The sequence below is a fragment of the Streptomyces sp. NBC_00442 genome (genome assembly GCF_036014195.1).
Taxonomy (GTDB): Bacteria; Actinomycetota; Actinomycetes; order Streptomycetales; family Streptomycetaceae; genus Streptomyces.
In genome coordinates this window covers 2,293,522-2,309,208 of record NZ_CP107918.1, presented here as the reverse complement: position 1 = coordinate 2,309,208, position 15,687 = coordinate 2,293,522, and the positions used below count along the sequence as shown (strand labels likewise).

The following is a 15,687-nucleotide window of genomic DNA, read 5'->3' as shown; positions in this document are numbered from 1 at the left end:
GGGAGTCGCCCCCCGCCCCGCGGGGCCCCGCCCCCGCACCGCCCTTTTTCACGAGCCCCGTCCGGCCGCCCCCGCGCGGCCCCCGGGGTCCGGGCCCGGCCGGCCCGTGCGCCGCGCGGCCCCCACATCTCTCCGTACACCCCCCTCATCCTGCAAGGCTCACCGTGTTCGACGCTGCCGTCTTCGGCTCCCTCTTCCTCACCCTGTTCGTCATCATGGATCCCCCCGGGATCACGCCGATCTTCCTCGCGCTCACCGCCGGGCGGGCCGCCAAGGTCCAGCGCAGAATGGCCTGGCAGGCCGCGGCCGTCGCGCTCGGAGTGATCACGCTCTTCGGTCTCGTCGGGCACCAGATCCTGGCGTATCTGCACATCGACGTCCCCGCGCTGATGATCGCGGGCGGGCTGCTGCTGCTCCTGATCGCGCTCGACCTGCTCACCGGCAAGACCGACGAGCCCCAGCAGACCAAGGACGTCAACGTCGCGCTCGTCCCCCTCGGCATGCCGCTGCTCGCCGGCCCCGGCGCGATCGTCCAGGTGATCCTGGCCGTCCAGAACCACGACTCGCTCGCGGGCCAGGTGTCGGTCTGGGCCGCGATCATCGCCATCCACGTCGTGCTGTACGTGACCATGCGGTACTCGCTGCTGATCATCCGCGTGATCAAGGACGGCGGCGTCGTCCTGGTGACCCGGCTCGCCGGCATGATGCTCTCCGCCCTCGCGGTGCAGCAGATCATCAACGGCATCACCCAGGTCATCCACGCCAACTGACTCCCCGGAGCACCGAGCCCGAGCCACCCCCGGCGGCCGGCAAGGCCCCGCGGACACGCAGAAGCGCCCCCGTACATCCATGTACGGGGGCGCCCTTCACATACGGCACCCGCCGTCGGTCATCACCGACGTGCGGGAGCACTACCTCTTACGCGTTACGAGGCCGCGGATTCGGCCGGGCGGATGTAGATGCGCTGGCCCATTGCCGCGGCCTGCTGCACGATCCGGTTGACGGAGGCGGCGTCCACGACGGTGCTGTCAACGGCGATACCGTCGACGTCGTCCAGGCGCATGATTTCGAAGCGCATGGCTTCTCCCTTCGTCTGATCCTCCTGCTAGGAGAACTACTGGTGCGGGGGGCTGATGGCTCAGCCTGCTCCCGCGAGGCGTCGGGGCGGTTGCCCGCCCGTTAAGAGTGGATTGCGTGGCTGCTGTGCAACGCGTTCCGTAAGGGACAACGAGTTGCCTCCAGCAAACATTCCCTACGCTAAGGAAATTTTTCGCGTGGCTAAGGATCGGGGTCGGGGCGGGACCGCGTGTGCCCGGTTGTGCCCGGTCCGTCACGGCGCCGACAATGGACAGCGTATGGATGATTCCCAGGTACCCCAGGCGCCCGACGGTATCGCGGCCCGGCTCGACCGGAAGCTGGACCGCACCAACGAGCTGCTTCAGCGCATGCTCGCCGAAGTCGCGAAGACACCCTCCACACATGCGATCTTCGTCGACGCCGGCTACGTCTACGCGGCCGCCGGGCTGCTCGTCACCGGCACCGAGGACCGCCGCTCCTTCGACCTCGACGCCGAAGGCCTGATCGAGGCCCTCATCGACAAGGCGCGCACGATCTTCGCCGACAGCCGGCTGCTCCGCGTCTACTGGTACGACGGCGCCCGCCGCCGCATCCACACCACCGAACAGCAGTCGATCGCCGAGCTCCCCGACGTCAAGGTCAGGCTCGGCAACCTCAACGCCAACAACCAGCAGAAGGGCGTCGACTCCCTGATCCGCTCCGACCTGGAGTCCCTGGCCAGGCACCGCGCGATCAGCGACGCCGCGCTGATCGGCGGCGACGAGGACCTCGTCTCCGCCGTCGAGGCCGCCCAGGGCTACGGCGCGCGCGTCCACCTCTGGGGCATCGAGGCCGCCGAAGGCCGCAACCAGGCGGAGCCCCTGCTCTGGGAGGTCGACAGCCAGCGCACCTTCGACCTCGACTTCTGCAAGCCGTACGTCACCCGGCGCCCCGTCACCCTGTACGAGCAGGAGGGCCCCGCCCCCAGCCGCGAGGACGTGCGTTTCGTCGGCGCCCGGATCGCCGCGACCTGGCTCTCCGAGCGCGGGCGCGCCGCCCTCGCCGACCTCCTGCCCGGCCACCCCTACCTGCCGGGCCCGGTCGACCAGGACCTCCTCATCGAGGCGGAGCGACTGCTCCAGTACTCCCTGCGCGGCCACGCCGAGCTGCGCCGTGCCCTGCGCGACGGCTTCTGGCAGCACCTCCAGGCGCAGTACTGACGGCTCAGTACCGACGGGATCAGCCGCCGAGGCGGTGCGCCGAGGGGCATCGCGGGTCGTAGGGAGCCCAGCCGGGGTCGCCCGTGCGCGCGAACTCCACCCAGGCGCCGTGCATCCGTGCCGCAGGGCCCGCCGGAACAGGGGACGGCCCGAGCAGGCCGGACTCCCCGTGCAGCCACGGCTTGTCGGCGACATCGAAGACGAAGGGCAGCTCGACGGCGTGGGCGGCACCGAGCCGCCCGCCCAGGGCCGTCGAGCGGTATCCGAACGCATACAGATGTGTGCGGCCGCCCGAGATCCGCGCGTGAGCCCGCGCCAAGCGCGTCGTACCGGCCGTGAACAGGGCCTCCCCGAGCACGGCGGCGCGCAGCTCACCCGGCGTCGCGTCCGGCCGTGCCGCACGGTGTGCGGCGAGCGCGGCCCCGGGCTCGGCGTGGACCCGGGCGACGACGGCGAGGAGCTCCGCCTCCGTGGTCGACTCCAGCTTCCCCTGCGGCACGACATAGAGCCTGCCCTCCTCGGTGGTGGCGCCGATGAGCAGATCGACGTCGGCGGCCGGGCCGGCGGCGAGGGCATCGGCGGGCTGGACCGCGAGGACGGGGGCGAATGGGCTGAGCCCGGCCAGCGGATCCGTGGCGGTGGCGGTCCGCAGGTCGAGGCCGGCCAGCGTGGGCAGGACCGTCAGGAAGTCCGCGTCCGGGACCGCAGCGAACGCCTCGGCGGTCGGCTCGACGCCCAGCGCGGCGGCCGCGGCCGCGGTGACCCGGCCCGCCTGCTCCGGAGTGAACGCGCCGACGCCGTTGCCGCTCTGGACGATCGCCCGCCGGAACAGGCCGTCGGCCTCCGGCGTCGCGAGCAGCGCGCCGACGAGCGTGGCCCCCGCCGACTGTCCGAACAGCGTGACGTTCCCGGGGTCCCCGCCGAACGCCCCCACGCTGTCCCGCACCCAGCCGAGCGCGGCGAGCACGTCGAGCAGCCCGCGGTTGGCCACCGCACCCGCGAGATCGAGGAACCCGGGAATGCCCAGGCGGTAGGTGAGCGTGACGAGAACGACACCGTCGCGGGCGAACGCGCCGCCGTCGTACAGCGCGGCGCGGCTCGAACCGGCGACGAACCCGCCGCCGTGCACGAAGACCATGACGGGGCGCCGCCCGTCGTCGGCGGCCGGTGTGTGGACGTCGACGGTCAGGTACTCGTCGGCGGGCACCCAGCCGGGCCCGAAGTACGGGTTCATGTCCAGCGAACCGAAGTCACGGGCCGGCTGGGGCGCCGTGGGCGCGGGGCGCGTGGCGTCGCGGGTACCGGACCAGCCCGGGTGCGGCGCGGGCGCGGCGAAACGGCCGGCACCGGTGGGGGCGGCGGCGTAGGGGATGGCGCGGAAGCGCTCGCCGGAGCCGTCGCGGATCCCGCGTACGGCGCCCGCCGGGGTGACGACCACAGGATCTGCCTGATGGGGCACGGGAGGCCCTGCCTCTCTGAAGGAGTCGGTCAGCAAGGAGTCGGTCGACAAGGAATCGGTCGGCGAGGAGTTGCTCAGCAAGGGGGCAGGCGCGAGAAGGGCGCCCACTGCTTGATCGCGAACTTCGCACCGTCGCGCGCGACTTCGGCCGCACCATGGCCGCCGAAGTGCGCGGGGAAGACGAGCATGGTGGTGTCGGCGGCGCGGCCGAGCAGTCTGTGCCGGGTCGCGCGGGACTCCACCGGGTCCTCGCAGAAGCAGGAGTTGGTCGTGGGCTCCGCGATCTGCAGCGCGGTGTGCACCAGATCCCCGACGAACAGGGCCCGGTCGCCGCCGGATTCCAGAGTGAGCACCGAAGAGCCGGGCGTGTGTCCCGCGGCGAGGTCGAGACGCAGGTTCTTGTCGATCCGGTACGACCCCTCCCACAGACGGGTGAGCCCGGCCCGGTGGACCGGCGTGACGCTGTCCTCGAACACGTTCTGATTCCCGCGCCCCAGCACGCTCTCGTTGCCGTTGGCCGGATCCCAGAAGTCGAAGTCGCGCCGGTTCATCAGATAGGTGGCGTTGGGGAAGGTCGGCACCCAACTCCGGCCGTCGAGACGGGTGTTCCAGCCGACGTGGTCGATGTGCAGATGGGTGTTGATCACGAGGTCGACGTCCTCGGGCCGCACCCCCGCCGCGGCGAGATTGGCGAGGTAGCCGGTGTCCAGACGGCTCCACACGGGCGCATAGGGCCGGTCCTTGTGGTTGCCCACCCCCGTGTCGACGAGGATGGTGCGTCCCTCGCTGCGCAGCAGCCAGGACTGGATCGCGGTGTGGCACTCGTCCGTTGCCGGGTCCCAGAAGTCGGGCGCCAGCCAAGCCCGTTGCTCGCCCCACGAGCCGTCGGGGCTGTCGGGAAAGAACTGGCCGGGCGACATCCGGGCCGAGCCGTAGAACTCCTTGACACGGGTGACGGTGACGTCGCCAAGGGTGAGCTGCTCGGGTGGAGGGTGAATCATGAATCCGTCCCAGGGTCCGTACGGTGGTCGAACGGGACCGAGCCTGGACACCGGGGCGGACACGCGCCACTCCCGCTCTGTCCTACTCCTCGCAGGGTGTGGCAGGCAGCGGGCCGCGCGTCGAATACTGGGGCGATGAACGCACCCGGACCCCTCGGCACCTTCCTTCTGGCCCGACGGGCGCGGCTGCGACCCGAGGATGTCGGCCTGCGCGACCTCGGGCCCCGCAGGCGCGTGGCAGGACTGCGCCGGGAGGAACTGGCCCAACTGGCGGGCGTCAGCGTCTCGTACTACGCACGGCTCGAACAGGGCTTGTCGCGCGGCGCGTCGGCCGAGGTGCTCGACGCGATCGGACGCGCCCTCCTGCTCGACGCCCACGAACGCGCACACCTCGATCGCCTCGCCGACGCCGCCCGCCACGCGCCCCGAATGCGCCGCCCGCGCCCGGAAAAGCTCGCCGACGAGACGCGCGACCTGCTCCGAGCCGTCGACGGCGTGCCCGCGATCGTGCTCGGCCGCCGTATGGACGTCCTGGCCTGGAACGCTCTCGGACACGCCCTGCTCGCAGGACATCTCGACCCCCGCGACCCGGACGAGCCGGCACGGCGCCCCAACATGAGCCGGATGCTGTTCCTCGACCCCCACGGCCGTGAGCTGTACGCCGACTGGAAGCGCAAGGCCCGCGCGGTGGTCGGCAACCTGCGCGTCGCCGTCGGCCGGCACCCCGAAGACGCGCTCCTCGCGGAGCTGATCGGTGAACTGACCATGAAGAGCGAGGAGTTCGTGGCGTTGTGGCGCGACCACCGCGTGGCGCCGTGCGACGCCGCCACCTATGAGCTGCGCCATCCGGTCGTCGGTGCGGTGACGGTGACGCAGCAGGCCCTGTCGGTCGCCCGTTCACCGGGGCAGGTGCTCACCGTGTGCACCACCGCCGCGGGCTCACCCTCCGAAAGCGCCCTCGCGCTGCTGCGGCAGGCGCGAGCCAGGTTCTGACCCGCACCGGACCCGGCGTACTGCTGTGCCGTGCCGGCTCAGGCCGCGCCGGATCCGGCCGTGACGCCGGCCCAGAACTCCGTGAGTGCGACGGTCAGTTCGTGCGGATGGGAGACGTTGGGGGAGTGGTCGGCGCCGCGAATCACGGTGTGCCGGGCGCCGGTGCTGCGTGCCATGTGGGCCAACTCGCTGACGGCCCACACCGTTTCCCCGTCCCCGTACGCGACGTGCAGCGGCAGCGGCAGCTTCGCGAGTCCCTCGGTACGATCCGGTTCGACCCTCAACTGCCGTCCCGTGGCGATGAGTTGGGCGGGACGCGTGCTGAACCACCGGTGGCCGAGGAACGCCACGATCTCCGGCGGGTCCGGCAGGTACGCCGGGTCCCTGCCGTCGAGCCACTGTGTCGCCGACCACACCCATGACGCAGGCAGCACGGGCAGCGCCGCCTGCAACAGCCGGATCTTGGTGCGCTGTTCGGGCCCGACCCGGCCCGGCCCCGACGCGAGCAGCGTCAGCGAACGGAACGCGGTGGGGTCGAGCCGGGCCGCCGAGCGGGCGACGAACCCACCGAAGGAGTGCCCGACGAGATGGACGGGCCCGTCGCCCAGCGCGGCCACCTGCGCGAGGACGTCGCCGCCGAGGGCGCGCGGGGTGTACCCGGCCGGCCACCGCGGCCCCGGGCTCTCGAACTGCCCGCGCCCGTCGACCGCCACGGCCCGGTACCCGGCGTCCGCCAGCGGATCGAGCAGCGCGAGGAAGTCCTCCTTGCTGCCGGTGTACCCGGGCACGAGGAGCACGGTCCCGCGCGGCTGCCCTGCGGGCCGCGAATCGAGTACGGCGAACTCCTGACGCGGGGTGCGGAGCCGGTACGCACGGGTGCGGGGCGGGAGGGCGAGGGAGCGGGGCTTACTCATGAGTAGAGCGTATCCGCCCTGCGCAGGGGGGTCGTCGCCGCGCGAACGGGTGCGCCTGTGGGACCGTGCGTGGCTGATCGCGCGGTTCCCCGCGCCCCTCAACCCGCTTACGGGTGAGGACCGTGCCCGCTCCTCGCGCCGTTCCCCGCGCCCCTGAAGCCCCGCCGTTGTCCGCGGGCCGTGGACGGCTGGTCGCGCGGTTCCTCGCGCGCCCGTGGGGCACCCGGTGCCGACCGGTCGCGTTCGCCCCCGTGCAGCGCGGCGTCCCGTGCGAGGAGCGCGGCCTGTACCCGGTTGGCCACTTCCAAGGCGCTCAGGATCCGGCTCACATGGGCTTTGACCGTGCTTTCCCGCATGCCCAGGACCGCGGCGATCTCCGCGTTGGACGCGCCGTCGGCCAGCAGCCCGAACACATCGGTCTCGCGGGGAGTGAGCCGCTCGACCCTGGCCCGAGCTGCCCGTACACCGCCGCCGGCCGTGCGGTGGAAGCGGTCGACGAGGCGGCGGGCCGCCGTCGGATGCAGCATGGCCTGCCCCTCGGCGACGACGTGGACGGCCCGGACGATCTCGGCGGGGTCGGTGTCCTTGAGGAGGAAACCGGAGGCGCCCGCGGCGAGCCCGTCGTACACGTACTGGTCCAGATCGAAGGTGGTGAGCATGACGACCTGGGGTGGCCGGGGCAGGGCCCGCAGCCGTTGGGTGGCGGTGATTCCGTCCATGCGGGGCATGCGTATGTCCATCAACGCCACGTCGATGGTCTGCGCGGCGGCCAGGTCGAGGGCTTCTTGTCCGTCGCCGGCCTGTGCGACGACCGTGATGCCCGGATCGTCGGCGAGGATGTCGGCGAGCGCGATGCGGACCAGGCGGTCGTCGTCGACGATCAGCGTACGGATCATGAAGTTCCCTGCTCCGGACGGCCGTTGGCGCCCTGGCCGAGGGGGAGTCCGGCGGCGATCAGCCAGCCACCGGAGCCGGACGGCCCGTAGTGCAGGCTGCCGTTGAGGGCGGCGACCCGCTCGGCCAGCCCGATAAGACCGTAGCCGCCGGGCGCGGCGGCGTCCCGGGGCGCCGTCCCCGGGCCATTGCCGACCTCGACGGTGGACAGCGGCGGCCCGTACCGCACGGTGACCCGCACCGGGGCGCCGGGGGCGTGCTTGCGGGCGTTGGTGAGGGACTCCTGCACCAGGCGGTGCACGGCGAGCCGGTGACTGGCCGGCAGGCCCTCGGCGCTGCCCCGGACATCGGCCTCGATCCGCTGCCCCGCCGAGCGGGCCTCGTCGAGCAGCTCGGACAGATCCTGAAGCCCCGGGGTCCGGGCGGCGCCGCCGTCGGTGTGGTCCCGGAGTGCCCCGAGGACGTCGCGCAGGTCGTCGAGCGCGTCCTTGGAGGTGGTGCGCAGCTGGGCGATGCGTTCGGCGACCGGTTCCGGGAGCTCGTCGGCGCGTCGGCGCAGCGCACCCGCATAGAGGGCCAGCAGGCTGAGGCGGTGGGCGAGGACGTCGTGCATCTCGGCCGCGATCCTGGCTCGCTCGTGCAACCTGGCTTGTTTCACGCGTAGTTCACGCTCCACCCGTAGCTGATCGAGCCGGACGGTGAGGCCGGCAACGAGCCGGCGTCTGCTGTTCGCCCACAGACCGAGGGCCAGAGCCAGACCGAACGGCATGACCGGGCCGTAGGAGCGCACGCTCCACAGGAGGTGGCCGGGCTGCAGGACGTGGTTGCCGATCAGCGCCGCCACCGCGGCGACCGCGGCGACCGCGGTCCGTCCCCGCGAGGCGAGGTGGAAGACGGCGATCAGGAGCGGCAGCGGGTCCCCGAGCCAGGCGGCCGCGGCGGTGGTGACACCCGCGGTGACGGCGGGGAGCCGGTATCGCAGGAGCAGCGACAGGCTCGCGAAGGCCGCGCCCGCGACCCGCGGATCGAGGGCGTCGCCGTCGGCCCCGACGACGCCGGTCCGCACCGACAACTCGCCGACCAGCACGACCAGCAGGGCCTCCGCCCACCACGGCCATCTCCGGGCATCCGCATTCAGCACGGGTGAAGCGTAGGTATCCACAGTGTCCCCCCTCCTCCGCACTCGGGCGATCGTGACCCCCTACTTTCGTAGGGTGCGCCCGTCGCACAACAGCCGATGGCACGGTTCGCGCCGCTTCCTAGCGTCGTGGCCATGGATCCGACGCACGTGAATCCGCAGCCCGCGTCCGCCCCCGAGACGGCCGTCCGCTGCCCTGCCACCCGGCCCGCGTTCCTGCGCGAGGCTGCCCGCACCTTCGGTACCACCGGTGCCGTCGCGCCGAGCAGCCGGCGCCTCGCCGACCGGCTGGCCGCCCCGATGTGGCCCTCGGCCATGGTGCGGCGCCCGGCGGCGGTCCTGGAGGTGGGGGCGGGGACCGGCCCGGTGACCCGGGCGCTGGCCGCGCTCACCGGGCCCGCGGACCGGCTGGACGCCGTCGAGATCAATCCGCGTTTCGTACGGGTCCTGCGCGACGCACTGCGAACCGACCCGGTCATGGCGGCGGCGGCCGACCGGATCAGGATCCTGCCGGGTTCGATCACCGAGCTGCGGCTCGACCGGGAGTACGACGTCATCGTCTCGTGCCTGCCGTTCACCAACTTCCAGCCGGAGCAGGTCCGTTCGATCCTGGCCCGCTATCTGTCGGTGCTGGCCCCGGGCGGGCATCTGACGTTCTTCGCCTACCTCGGTACGCGTGTCGTGCGTACCGCTCTCAGCGGTCGCGCGGAGGCCGCCAGGCATCGTGAAGTGTCCTCGGTCATCGACGAGTTCGCCCGACGGCACGGGGGGCGGCAGAGCGTGGTGTGGCGCAACCTTCCCCCGGCCCGGGTGTGGCACCTGCGCGTCCCCGAGCGGACCGGCCGACGCACGGCCCCCGCCACGTGACCCGGGGTCCCGCCGACCCCGCCGCGTGACCCGGGGTCCCGGGCTCTGGACCTCCCCGCGCCCCACCCCAAAAACCGCCTGCGTGTGCGAGCCGTGCCCGCGTCCCGCGCAGTTCCCCGCGCCCCTTGGAACCCGCTTTCGGGTGCGGGCTCTGGACGGCTGGTCGCGCAGTTCCTCGCGCCCCTTAACCCCGCTTTCCTGTGCGGACCGTGCTTGCTTCTCGCGCGGTTCCCCGCGCCCCTTGCGGGGCTCGGTGGAGGCGTCCTCAGCCTGTCCGGCGTTTGAGGACGAGCGCCCTTTAGGCGCGAACGGGGGTGCAGGGGGCGGAGCCCCCGCCGGGGTTGGAGGGGCGGAGCCCCTCGGGGGGTCCGGGGCGCAGCCCCGGGGAGCCGCACCTTCGGAGTTGCCGCACGGGCGGGAGGGTGGGAAAACCCCCCGGGGTCCGGGGCGCAGCCCCCGAGGCTGGGGGCGGGTATGGGAAAGGCCCGGCTCCCTGGAGGGGAGCCGGGCCTTTCGCGTAGTGCTGGTTACGCCTCGGGGGCGGCCTCGACGGCCTTCTTCGCCCGACTGCGCCGCGCCTTGACCGGCGCCTCGGCAACCTCCGGCGCCGCCTCGACGGCCTCCGCGGTCTTCTTCGCCCGCGTACGCCGCGCCTTGACCGGCGCCTCGGCCGCCTCGGGTGCGACCTCGGCCACCGCCACGGCCTTCTTGGCACGAGTGCGCCGCGGCTTGGCCGGCGCCTCGGCCGCCTCGGGTGCGGCCTCGACGGCCTCAACGGGTTCCGCGGTCTTCTTCGCGCGGGTGCGGCGCGCCTTGACCGGCGCCTCGGCCACCTCGGGTGCGGCCTCGACGGCCTCAACGGGTTCCGCGGTCTTCTTCGCGCGGGTGCGGCGCGCCTTGACCGGCGCCTCGGCCACCTCGGGTGCGGCCTCGACGACCTCGACCGCTTCCGCGGCCTTCTTCGTCCGCGTGCGCCGCGGCTTGACCGGCGCCTCGACCTCCAGGACCGCGGTCACGGCGACCGCCTCGGGTGCGGCCTCGACGACCTCGACCGCTTCCGCGGCCTTCTTCGTCCGCGTACGCCGCGCCTTGACCGGCGCCTGGGCCTCGACGGCCGGGGCCACGGCGGCCGGAGCCTCCGCGACGACGGTGATCGCGGCGGTGGTCGCTGCCTTCGCGGCCCTCGCCAGTTCGAGCGCCGCGGACTCCGGCGTCACGAAACCGACCTCGGAGGCCGGGTCGGCCTTGCGTACCCGGCGACGGCGTGCCTTGGCCTCGGCCGCGGCGGGGGCGGGCTCGGCGACCGGGGCGGGACGACGCCGCGACTGCGCCTTGACCGGGGCCACGGCGGCGGGCTCGGCCTTGACCTGAGCCTGAGCCTGAGCGACGACCGGCTCGGCGACGGCGACCGGAGCGGCCTGGGCCACCGGCGCCGCGGCGGCCTGCGGCGCGGACGACGGCGCACCCACGCGGGTGCGGCGACGGCGGCGCGGAGTGCGCGGCTCGGTCACGGTCTCGACCGCGTCGGCGGCCGGAGCCGCGACGGGTGCGGGAGCGGTGTCGACGGCCTCGCCCTGCGAGCCTCCCCGGGTGCGGCGGCGCTGGCGCGGCGTGCGCGTACGCTCCGGGCGCTCCTCGGTGACGACGGGAGCCGCGGCGGCGGACTTGCGGCCGCGCCCACCGGTCTCGCCGAGGTCCTCGACCTCTTCGGCGGCGAGCCCGGCGCGAGTGCGGGCACCACGGGGCAGTACGCCCTTCGTGCCCGCCGGGATCTTCAGCTCCTCGAACAGGTGCGGAGACGTCGAGTACGTCTCGGGCGGGTCCGGGAACTTCAGGTCGAGCGCCTTGTTGATCAGCTGCCAGCGGGGGATGTCGTCCCAGTCGACCAGCGTGATCGCGATGCCCTTCTTGCCCGCGCGGCCGGTGCGGCCGATGCGGTGGAGGTAGGTCTTCTCCTCCTCGGGCGACTGGTAGTTGATGACGTGGGTGACGCCCTCGACGTCGATGCCGCGAGCGGCGACGTCGGTGCAGACCAGCACGTCGACCTTGCCGTTGCGGAACGCCCGCAGCGCCTGCTCGCGGGCGCCCTGGCCGAGGTCGCCGTGGACCGCGCCGGAGGCGAAGCCGCGCTTGGCGAGCTGCTCGGCGATGTCGGCGGCGGTGCGCTTCGTACGGCAGAAGATCATCGCGAGCCCGCGGCCCTCGGCCTGCAGGATGCGCGCGACCATCTCCGGCTTGTCCATGGAGTGGGCGCGGTAGACGAACTGCTCGGTGTTGGCGACGGTCGTGCCCTCGTCGTCCGGCGACGTGGCGCGGATGTGCGTGGGCTGCGACATGTAGCGGCGGGCGAGGCCGATGACGGCGCCCGGCATGGTCGCGGAGAACAGCATCGTCTGACGCTTCGGCGGCAGGTGCTGGATGATCTTCTCGACGTCCGGCAGGAAGCCGAGGTCGAGCATCTCGTCGGCCTCGTCCAGGACGAGCGCCTTGACGTGGGAGAGGTCCAGCTTGCGCTGGCCGGCGAGGTCGAGCAGGCGGCCCGGGGTGCCGACGATCACGTCGACGCCCTTCTTGAGCGCCTCGACCTGCGGCTCGTACGCCCGGCCGCCGTAGATCGCCAGCACGCGGACGTTGCGCACCTTGCCGGCGGTCAGGAGGTCGTTGGTCACCTGCTGGCACAGCTCGCGCGTCGGGACGACGACGAGGGCCTGCGGGGTGTTGGTGAGCTGGTCGGAGGTGGCGCGGCCGGCCTCGACGTCGGCGGGGACGGTCACGCGCTCCAGGAGCGGGAGGCCGAAGCCGAGCGTCTTGCCGGTGCCGGTCTTGGCCTGGCCGATGATGTCGGCCCCGGAGAGCGCGACGGGGAGCGTCAGCTCCTGAATGGGGAACGGGGACACGATGCCGACGGCTTCAAGGGCTTCGGCGGTCTCGGGGAGGATCCCGAGCTCTCGGAACGTAGTCAGGGTGCTGCCTCTTCTGTGAGACGCGGTACGGAGGCGAACGCGGCGGGTCGTACCGTGCCCATGTCGTCCGACAGGATCAGATTCGATCGAAATGCCGGGGGGCGTGGGACCACTGCCGTCGCTCAAGCGCTCGTGCCGCTGAGGGATCCCTCTTCGGTCGCACGTGGGGAAACGTGCCCCGTGGAGGGCTGTCGGGTCGGAGCCGACCGGAGCAACCGACCGGGCATCCTCATTCATGCAGCCCGTCGACATACTCGGCAGGCGCATTACCACTGTACCCCGGATTCGCGCATGTGTGTTGGGAGAATTCGCGAGGCGGGTGCGACGGGTGTGATCGAGTAGGCCCCTACGGGGTGCCCCGGGCGGGCTATTGTGCGGTTCATGGAGACGTCTGACAACGCCACTGCAGCCGAAGAAACCACCCCGGAACCCGAGCGCACCGGGATCGCCGCCCAGGACTGGACGACGGCCTCCGCGCTTCCCCAGTACCGGGCGGCGGTCGTGGACCTCCTGGGCGCCCTCGCGTACGGCGAGCTCGCCGCCTTCGAGCGGCTCGCCGACGACGCGAAGCTGGCCCCCTCCCTCGCGGACAAGGCGGAGCTGGCGAAGATGGCCTCCGCCGAATTCCTCCACTTCGAGCGGCTGCGGAACCGTCTCGCGCAGATCGACGCGGAGCCGACGGCGGCGATGGAGCCCTTCGCCAAGGCGCTCGACGACTTCCACCAGCAGACCGCCCCGTCGGACTGGCTGGAGGGTCTGGTCAAGGCGTACGTGGGCGACTCGATCGCGAGCGACTTCTACCGCGAGGTCGCCAACCACCTGGACTCCGACACCCGCTCCCTGGTGCTCGCGGTGCTCGACGACACCGGGCACGGCAACTTCGCCGTGGAGAAGGTGCGGGCCGCGATCGAGGCGGACCCGAGGGTCGGCGGCCGGCTCGCGCTGTGGGCGCGCCGCCTGATGGGCGAGGCGCTTTCGCAGGCCCAGCGGGTGGTGGCCGAACGTGACGCGCTCTCCACGATGCTGGTCGGCGGCGTGGACGGGGTGGCCGCGGGCTTCGACCTCGCGGCGGTGGGCGAGATGTTCACGCGGATCACCAAGGCCCACACCAAGCGGATGGCGGCCCTGGGGCTCGCCGCCTAGGGGGCGTTGACGCCCCGTCGGTTCGTCCGGCGGGGCCGCGGGGCCGCCTACGCCGCCGAGCGGCGCAGGCGGCGCGTGGGGCGCAGCAGGAGCGACAGCAGGACGGCCGCGACGAAGACGGCACCGAGCACGGTGGTCACCGCGTGGCCGGGTCCGATCGCGGAGTGGGTCAGGAAGGCGCCGAAGAGACCGGCGAGCGGGCCGACGCCCAGGACCGTGCGGCGGTCGGGCAGCCGGTGGGCGAGGCGGGCCGCGGCGGCCCACGCGAGTGCGAATCCCAGCAGTGCGGAGCCGAGAGCTTCCAGAAGCATGTGCGTCGCCTCCCAGGGGTGGCCAGGGCGGAACCGGTCACACCCGTCCTACCCGACGCTCGCGGAACGCAACCCTCCCCTCACCGGGAGGAAGCAACGGGGAGCAACGGGGAGCGACGGGGGAGCGACGGAGGAGGCCACGGGAGGAAGCGGCGCCGGTGGCCTCGCGCGCGCATGCGAAAGGGGTGCCGCTGGTCTCCTCGACCGACGGCACCCCTTCCGTGGTGTCCGGTGTGTACTACAGCGCGCCGAAGCCCACCCGGCGGACCGCCGGCTCGCCGATCTCCACGTAAGCGATCTTGTCGGCAGGCACCAGGACCCTGCGGCCCTTGTCGTCCGCGAGGCTGAGCAGCTGCGCCTTGCCGGCGAGGGCGTCGGCAACCGCGCTCTCGACCTCTTCGGCGGACTGCCCGCTCTCCAGAACGATCTCCCGGGGTGCGTGCTGCACGCCGATCTTGACCTCCACGGCTATGTCCCTCCGACCTCGTGCGGTGCGCGGTCAGCCGCGCCGTACGCTGCACACATTAGCCCGGCGACGGGTCCTGAAATGGCCCGCCCCTGAACGCCAGGAGCGAACACACTTCAGGAATGATCGCGCCGCGGCCGGTTCAGTGGCCCTCGGTGCCGTGCAGCGGGAAGCCCGCGATACCGCGCCAGGCGAGCGAGGTGAGGAGCGTGACCGCCTTGTCGCGGGGGATCGTCGACTCGCTGGAGAGCCAGTAGCGCGCCACCACCTGGGAGACGCCGCCCAGGCCCACGGCGAGCAGCATCGACTCGTCCTTGGAGAGGCCGGTGTCCTCGGCGATGACGTCGGAGATGGCCTCCGCGCACTGGAGGCTGACCCGGTCCACGCGCTCGCGCACGGCCGGTTCGTTGGTCAGGTCCGACTCGAAGACCAGCCGGAAGGCGCCGCCCTCGTCCTCCACGTACGCGAAGTAGGCGTCCATCGTCGCGGCGACACGGAGCTTGTTGTCCGAGGTCGACGCGAGGGCGGTGCGCACCGCGTGGAGCAGCGACTCGCAGTGCTGGTCGAGGAGGGCCAGGTACAGCTCCAGCTTGCCCGGGAAGTGCTGGTAGAGCACCGGCTTGGAGACGCCGGCGCGCTCCGCGATGTCATCCATGGCGGCCGCGTGGTAACCCTGCGCGACGAAGACTTCCTGGGCCGCGCCCAGGAGCTGATTGCGGCGGGCCCGGCGCGGCAGGCGCGTGCCTCGCGGGCGCGCCGCCTCGGTCTGCTCGATGGCTGTCACGCCGCCTCCCAAAGTTGTTGCTGCTGCGCGATGCACGCGCGCCGCCATCGTACTTTTGGGTAACCCGGCTGTGCGCGGTGCGAACGCAGAATTTCACGGACCGGACGCACTGGGTAGCCGGAGGTAACGGGAGGAACCCGGCGATATCACCGGTAGTCGTCCTCGTCGAGGGCGACCACGCGCGCCTGTTCGACCGCGTCCGCCTCATTGGCGGCATCGGCGTCGAGGCGGGTCGGCGGGTCGTCGTGGCTCTGCCGTACGTCCGTGTGCTGCTCGGCGGCGTCCGCCTCCGGAGTCTCCTCGGAGAGCTCCGCGGTGTCGTCGGCTTCTTCCCGGAAGGTTTCCGGATCGCTGGGATCGACGGACATGACTGCTCCCTTTTCGTCCACTTCGAGTGATTCGGGGGCTTCCTTACGAGCCTAGGAGTTCCCCGGACGCATCGCTATACGGCTTGTGACCGCGAACACACGAACCACGG

Annotated in this window: 15 protein-coding genes and 1 pseudogene; 5 read left to right on the top strand and 11 right to left on the bottom strand. The window is 72.5% G+C overall.

The genetic code is table 11. The features are described 5' to 3' along the window. Positions 1–164 precede the first annotated feature (164 nt). Entirely contained in the window at positions 165–770 is a 606-nt protein-coding gene (locus tag OG432_RS10170) for a MarC family protein (protein ID WP_328309944.1), read from the top strand. A gap of 155 nt (positions 771–925) precedes the next feature. Here the strand turns inward: OG432_RS10170 and OG432_RS10165 are convergent, their stop codons facing one another. Further along, on the bottom strand, positions 926–1,078 hold the full coding sequence (locus OG432_RS10165; RefSeq protein ID WP_328309943.1) for a hypothetical protein: 153 nt from the start codon (positions 1,076–1,078) through the stop codon (positions 926–928). Between the two features lie 277 nt (positions 1,079–1,355). Between OG432_RS10165 and OG432_RS10160 the strand changes: the two genes are divergently transcribed. Then, positions 1,356–2,276: an NYN domain-containing protein gene (locus OG432_RS10160; RefSeq protein ID WP_328309942.1), complete on the top strand. Its 921-nt coding sequence runs from the start codon at positions 1,356–1,358 to the stop codon at positions 2,274–2,276. Between the two features lie 19 nt (positions 2,277–2,295). Here the strand turns inward: OG432_RS10160 and OG432_RS10155 are convergent, their stop codons facing one another. Together OG432_RS10155 and OG432_RS10150 are read right to left on the bottom strand one after the other, a co-directional pair. Then, the gene (locus OG432_RS10155; protein ID WP_328309940.1) at positions 2,296–3,735 is read right to left on the bottom strand and encodes a carboxylesterase/lipase family protein; all 1,440 of its coding nucleotides are present in this window, start codon (positions 3,733–3,735) and stop codon (positions 2,296–2,298) included. Between the two features lie 74 nt (positions 3,736–3,809). After that, a complete protein-coding gene (locus tag OG432_RS10150) occupies positions 3,810–4,736 on the bottom strand; it encodes an MBL fold metallo-hydrolase (protein WP_328309938.1) in 927 nt (308 codons plus the stop codon). Between the two features lie 135 nt (positions 4,737–4,871). Here OG432_RS10150 and OG432_RS10145 point away from each other — a divergent pair, with 135 nt between their 5' ends. Beyond that, complete coding sequence (locus OG432_RS10145) at positions 4,872–5,729, top strand: helix-turn-helix domain-containing protein (RefSeq protein WP_328309936.1); 858 nt, start codon at positions 4,872–4,874, stop codon at positions 5,727–5,729. Between the two features lie 38 nt (positions 5,730–5,767). On the opposite strand, the gene OG432_RS10140 is transcribed toward OG432_RS10145, so the two are convergent. The 3 genes and pseudogenes from OG432_RS10140 to OG432_RS10130 form a co-directional block, all read right to left on the bottom strand. Then, complete coding sequence (locus OG432_RS10140) at positions 5,768–6,643, bottom strand: alpha/beta fold hydrolase (protein ID WP_328309934.1); 876 nt, start codon at positions 6,641–6,643, stop codon at positions 5,768–5,770. Positions 6,644–6,897: 254 nt separating this feature from the next. Then, positions 6,898–7,539, bottom strand: a pseudogene (locus tag OG432_RS10135) (response regulator); the annotation flags it as partial. After that, on the bottom strand, positions 7,536–8,678 hold the full coding sequence (locus OG432_RS10130; protein WP_328309932.1) for a sensor histidine kinase: 1,143 nt from the start codon (positions 8,676–8,678) through the stop codon (positions 7,536–7,538). The gene OG432_RS10130 and the pseudogene OG432_RS10135, both read right to left, overlap by 4 nt. 132 nt (positions 8,679–8,810) lie before the next feature. On the opposite strand from OG432_RS10130, the gene OG432_RS10125 reads away from it, so the two are divergent. Then, entirely contained in the window at positions 8,811–9,542 is a 732-nt protein-coding gene (locus tag OG432_RS10125; RefSeq protein ID WP_328309930.1) for a class I SAM-dependent methyltransferase, read from the top strand. 527 nt (positions 9,543–10,069) lie between these two features. On the opposite strand, the gene OG432_RS10120 is transcribed toward OG432_RS10125, so the two are convergent. Then, positions 10,070–12,439 (bottom strand): DEAD/DEAH box helicase, encoded by a 2,370-nt coding sequence (locus OG432_RS10120; RefSeq protein ID WP_443058361.1) that lies wholly within the window; start codon positions 12,437–12,439, stop codon positions 10,070–10,072. Between the two features lie 447 nt (positions 12,440–12,886). Between OG432_RS10120 and OG432_RS10115 the strand changes: the two genes are divergently transcribed. Beyond that, the gene (locus tag OG432_RS10115) at positions 12,887–13,648 is read left to right on the top strand and encodes a ferritin-like fold-containing protein (RefSeq protein ID WP_328309928.1); all 762 of its coding nucleotides are present in this window, start codon (positions 12,887–12,889) and stop codon (positions 13,646–13,648) included. 47 nt (positions 13,649–13,695) lie between these two features. Here OG432_RS10115 and OG432_RS10110 read toward each other — a convergent pair whose 3' ends face one another. From OG432_RS10110 to OG432_RS10095, 4 genes are all read right to left on the bottom strand, one after another. Continuing rightward, positions 13,696–13,959: a hypothetical protein gene (locus tag OG432_RS10110; RefSeq protein WP_328309926.1), complete on the bottom strand. Its 264-nt coding sequence runs from the start codon at positions 13,957–13,959 to the stop codon at positions 13,696–13,698. A gap of 238 nt (positions 13,960–14,197) precedes the next feature. After that, positions 14,198–14,425: a DUF3107 domain-containing protein gene (locus OG432_RS10105; RefSeq protein ID WP_267056232.1), complete on the bottom strand. Its 228-nt coding sequence runs from the start codon at positions 14,423–14,425 to the stop codon at positions 14,198–14,200. Positions 14,426–14,567: 142 nt separating this feature from the next. Further along, the gene (locus OG432_RS10100; RefSeq protein WP_328309922.1) at positions 14,568–15,209 is read right to left on the bottom strand and encodes a TetR/AcrR family transcriptional regulator; all 642 of its coding nucleotides are present in this window, start codon (positions 15,207–15,209) and stop codon (positions 14,568–14,570) included. A gap of 146 nt (positions 15,210–15,355) precedes the next feature. Beyond that, positions 15,356–15,577, bottom strand: a complete 222-nt coding sequence (locus OG432_RS10095; RefSeq protein ID WP_328309920.1) for a hypothetical protein — start codon at positions 15,575–15,577, stop codon at positions 15,356–15,358. Positions 15,578–15,687 lie beyond the last annotated feature (110 nt).

Coding starts and splice junctions, on each gene's coding strand:
- OG432_RS10165 (WP_328309943.1), bottom strand. CDS start 1,078: ATGCGCTTCGAAATCATGCGCCTGGACGACGTCGACGGTATCGCCGTT.
- OG432_RS10160 (WP_328309942.1), top strand. CDS start 1,356: ATGGATGATTCCCAGGTACCCCAGGCGCCCGACGGTATCGCGGCCCGG.
- OG432_RS10150 (WP_328309938.1), bottom strand. CDS start 4,736: ATGATTCACCCTCCACCCGAGCAGCTCACCCTTGGCGACGTCACCGTC.
- OG432_RS10145 (WP_328309936.1), top strand. CDS start 4,872: ATGAACGCACCCGGACCCCTCGGCACCTTCCTTCTGGCCCGACGGGCG.
- OG432_RS10140 (WP_328309934.1), bottom strand. CDS start 6,643: ATGAGTAAGCCCCGCTCCCTCGCCCTCCCGCCCCGCACCCGTGCGTAC.
- OG432_RS10125 (WP_328309930.1), top strand. CDS start 8,811: ATGGATCCGACGCACGTGAATCCGCAGCCCGCGTCCGCCCCCGAGACG.
- OG432_RS10115 (WP_328309928.1), top strand. CDS start 12,887: ATGGAGACGTCTGACAACGCCACTGCAGCCGAAGAAACCACCCCGGAA.
- OG432_RS10110 (WP_328309926.1), bottom strand. CDS start 13,959: ATGCTTCTGGAAGCTCTCGGCTCCGCACTGCTGGGATTCGCACTCGCG.
- OG432_RS10095 (WP_328309920.1), bottom strand. CDS start 15,577: ATGTCCGTCGATCCCAGCGATCCGGAAACCTTCCGGGAAGAAGCCGAC.